The sequence below is a fragment of the Bacteroides sp. An269 genome (assembly GCF_002159755.1).
Lineage (GTDB): Bacteria > Bacteroidota > Bacteroidia > Bacteroidales > Bacteroidaceae > Phocaeicola > Phocaeicola intestinalis.
In genome coordinates this window covers 1-3,750 of record NZ_NFJG01000194.1, presented here as the reverse complement: position 1 = coordinate 3,750, position 3,750 = coordinate 1, and the positions used below count along the sequence as shown (strand labels likewise).

The window sequence follows — 3,750 nt, the reverse complement described above, 5'->3', positions numbered from 1 at the left end:
TCCTGTTCTTCGTCAGATAGCCCGCTATCTTCCTCATCACAGAAGCGAAAATGCCTCAAAAACTCATCCCAAATCATCGCACGATAAATTCAAAACAGCTTCTAAAAAAACAATTGAATTCTGCAAACGTCCCTATAGCCAATTAGGCAAAATGCGGAATTCATTAAAAACAAATCTACTGATCTATGTATTGATGAAGCTTGTCGGATTTGTCGGATTTGATTTTTTTTGAAAAAAAATGCTCAAAAGTTTGCAGATTCAAAAATAAGCTGTACCTTTGCAACCGCAAATGAGAACGAGACCTTCGGGCGTTTAGCTCAGCTGGTTCAGAGCATCTGCCTTACAAGCAGAGGGTCGGCGGTTCGAATCCGTCAACGCCCACTCGAAATACTCTCGTTTTCATGAAGCTTTGGGGCGTTTAGCTCAGCTGGTTCAGAGCATCTGCCTTACAAGCAGAGGGTCGGCGGTTCGAATCCGTCAACGCCCACTTCACCAAAGCTATATTAGTCAAATTTCCCCCTTCGGGCGTTTAGCTCAGCTGGTTCAGAGCATCTGCCTTACAAGCAGAGGGTCGGCGGTTCGAATCCGTCAACGCCCACTTCCATTTAAATTAATCCTTTATTTTTTTTCTTGATATTCATTCTATGAAAGATTTTGCTGCCATCGATTTCGAAACAGCCAATGAATGTCCATCCAGTGTATGTAGTGTCGGGGTGGTAGTGGTACGTGAAGGAAAGATAGTCGGCAAGCTCTACCGTTTGATACGTCCGTGTCCTGATTATTATGCATATTGGAATACGCGCGTGCATGGATTGACCTCCCAAGATACAGCCCATGCGCAGCTCTTTCCGGAGGTATGGGCGGAAATAGCCCGGCTTATAGGGGATTTGCCTTTAGTGGCTCACAACAGTCCTTTCGATGAGAGGTGCCTAAAGGCAGTGTTCCGCACATATGGAATGGATTATCCCGATTATACCTTTTATTGTACATGCCGTGCTTCGCGGCGTGTTTTTGGCAAGCAGTTGCCTAACCATCAGTTGCAGACTGTAGCGGCTTGTTGTGGATACGACTTGACTAAACATCATCATGCGCTGGCTGACGCTGAGGCATGTGCACAGATAGCTCTTCAGATTCTGTAAGTTCTAAGAAACTGTTCTGAAAACGAATACATCAAGACAAGAAAAACTTTTTGGAGAAATTCAAAACAGTTTCTAGCATATAAGTAAGTGTGCAAAATTAAATGATATTGCCAGAAACACAGATTTTCGCGGATTAGCGCAGATTATTGTAATTTACGATTTGACAATTTGCTATCTACGATTTGAGCTTTAAATCGTACTTCGTAAATCGGAAAATAGTAAATTAAAAGAATCCGCGAAAATCTGTGTTAATCTGTGTTTCTGAGCAGACACATTATATAAACTAATTCTCAACATCTACTTATCAACTGCGTGGCAAGATGAATTGCAGTCCTGTCCCAGTCCTATGCTGTCAGGACTGTTGTCCTATATAACCAGTACTCCAGTCCTATATCTACTAGGACTGCAGTCCTGGTATATTAGGATTATGCGAGGATTGTATCTTTCTTTGCCGATACAGTCTTGTCCGGAAAAAGAACAAGTAATGTCCGCAGCGGCCATCCCCAATGATTATGCCCAAAATGATGGTATAATGATTGGGGAGGAATGCGGACATTCATATTGTATCTTTGCGTTCGGCCTGCTTGTTTAATCCAGTTTCAGCACTGCCAGAAAAGCTTTTTGCGGCACTTCCACTGTGCCGATTTGTTTCATACGTTTCTTTCCGCGCTTTTGCTTTTCAAGCAATTTGCGTTTGCGGCTCACGTCGCCTCCATAACATTTTGCCGTTACATCCTTACGTACAGCCTTGATGGTTTCGCGGGCAATGATTTTTGAGCCGATAGCTGCCTGGATAGCTATTTCGAACTGTTGGCGTGGAATGAGTTCTTTTAGTTTTTCGCACATACGGCGTCCCAGTTCGTATGCATTGTCTACGTGGGTGAGGGTAGAGAGCGCATCTACCGGTTCGCCATTGAGCAGGATGTCCAGCTTCACCAGTTTTGAGGGGCGGAATCCTGCCGCATGATAATCGAACGAGGCATATCCTTTTGAAAGACTTTTCAGTTTATCGTAGAAGTCGATGACGATTTCGCCCAGTGGCATCTTGTAATGCAGTTCCACGCGGTTGCCCGAAATATAGTCTTGGCGCACCAGTTCGCCACGCTTGCCCAAACAGAGCGTCATGATAGAACCGATATAGTCGGTCGTGGTGATGATGGAGGCATCGATGTAGGGCTCTTCGATGTGGTCGATAAGTGTCGGGTCGGGCATACCGCCGGGGTTATGCACTTCCTGTACGCCTCCTTGCTTGTCGTATACCATATATGATACGTTGGGCACGGTGGTGATGACGTTCATATTGAACTCGCGGTCTAACCGTTCCTGTACAATTTCCATGTGGAGCAAGCCCAGAAATCCGCATCGGAAGCCAAAACCAAGTGCGAGAGACGATTCGGGTTGAAAAGTGAGCGAGGCATCATTCAGCTGGAGTTTTTCCAGTGAGGAACGCAGGTTTTCATAATCTTCCGCCTCGATAGGGTAAACACCGGCAAATACCATCGGCTTTACTTCTTCGAAGCCTTCAATGGCTTTCTCGCATGGGCGGTCGATGTGGGTGATGGTATCGCCCACCTTAACCTCACGTGAAGTCTTGATGCCCGAGATGATGTAGCCTACATCACCTGTTCGCAGTTCTTTGCGTGGTACTAAATCCATTTTCAGTACGCCTACTTCATCGGCATCGTATTCTTTTCCTGTATTGAAAAATTTTACTTTGTCGCCGGTGCGGATGATGCCGTTTTCTACTTTAAAATAGGCAATGATGCCGCGGAACGAGTTAAAGACAGAGTCGAAAATCAATGCTTGGAGTGGTGCGTTTTCATCACCTTGCGGACAAGGTATCCGTTCGACAACTGCTTTCAGTATTTCTTCCACGCCCATACCGGTCTTTCCCGAAGCACGGATAATCTCTTCGCGCTTGCATCCCAGCAGGTCGATGATTTCGTCTTCTACCTCTTCGGGCATAGCGCTGTCCATGTCGCATTTGTTCATTACGGGGATGATTTCCAGGTCGTGTTCCAGTGCCATGTAGAGGTTTGAGATAGTCTGTGCCTGTACTCCTTGCGAGGCATCCACTACCAGTAAGGCTCCTTCACACGCAGCGATGGAGCGTGACACTTCGTATGAGAAGTCTACGTGCCCCGGGGTATCGATGAGGTTGAGAATGTATTTTTCGCCTCCGTAGGTGTATTCCATCTGGATAGCGTGGCTCTTGATGGTGATGCCGCGTTCCCGTTCCAGGTCCATGTCGTCGAGCATCTGCCCTTCGGTGATTTTGATAGTCTGGGTGTATTCCAGCAAGCGGTCGGCAAGTGTGGATTTCCCATGGTCAATATGGGCGATGATGCAGAAATTTCGGATATTCTTCATATAGTTTACTTGATTACAGCGTTTTGTGCGCAAAGATAGCGAAAAATGTAAAAGTGACCAAATTTGAAGTTCACCACAGATTACGCAGATTAAATCAATCAATGTGATATGAATGGTTCATCGTGATAGTTGATTTAGAAGCTGTTTTGAATTTATCGTGCGATGATTTGGGATGAGTTTTTGAGGCATTTTCGCTTTTGTGATGAGGAAGATAGCGGGCTATCTGACGAAGAACAGGAGC

General features: G+C 45.6%; 3 protein-coding genes and 3 tRNA genes. 5 read left to right on the top strand and 1 reads right to left on the bottom strand.

Going from position 1 to position 3,750, the window contains the following annotated elements; translation table 11 throughout:
• The 5 genes from B5F71_RS20865 to B5F71_RS18980 form a co-directional block, all read left to right on the top strand.
• Window positions 1–232: hypothetical protein (locus B5F71_RS20865; protein WP_206423871.1), on the top strand; the 232-nt coding region annotated here is incomplete at its 5' end.
• Between the two features lie 74 nt (window positions 233–306).
• Window positions 307–381, top strand: a tRNA-Val gene (locus tag B5F71_RS18995).
• 31 nt (window positions 382–412) lie between these two features.
• Window positions 413–487: transfer RNA gene (locus B5F71_RS18990), tRNA-Val, on the top strand.
• A gap of 36 nt (window positions 488–523) precedes the next feature.
• Window positions 524–598, top strand: a tRNA-Val gene (locus B5F71_RS18985).
• 46 nt (window positions 599–644) lie between these two features.
• Window positions 645–1,139: a 3'-5' exonuclease gene (locus B5F71_RS18980; protein ID WP_087213452.1), complete on the top strand. Its 495-nt coding sequence runs from the start codon at window positions 645–647 to the stop codon at window positions 1,137–1,139.
• Between the two features lie 588 nt (window positions 1,140–1,727).
• Here the strand turns inward: B5F71_RS18980 and lepA are convergent.
• Entirely contained in the window at window positions 1,728–3,509 is a 1,782-nt protein-coding gene (gene lepA / locus B5F71_RS18975) for a translation elongation factor 4 (protein ID WP_087213449.1), read from the bottom strand.
• Between the last annotated feature and the right edge of the window lie 241 nt (window positions 3,510–3,750).

Coding starts and splice junctions, on each gene's coding strand:
- B5F71_RS18980 (WP_087213452.1), top strand. CDS start 645: ATGAAAGATTTTGCTGCCATCGATTTCGAAACAGCCAATGAATGTCCA.
- lepA (WP_087213449.1), bottom strand. CDS start 3,509: ATGAAGAATATCCGAAATTTCTGCATCATCGCCCATATTGACCATGGG.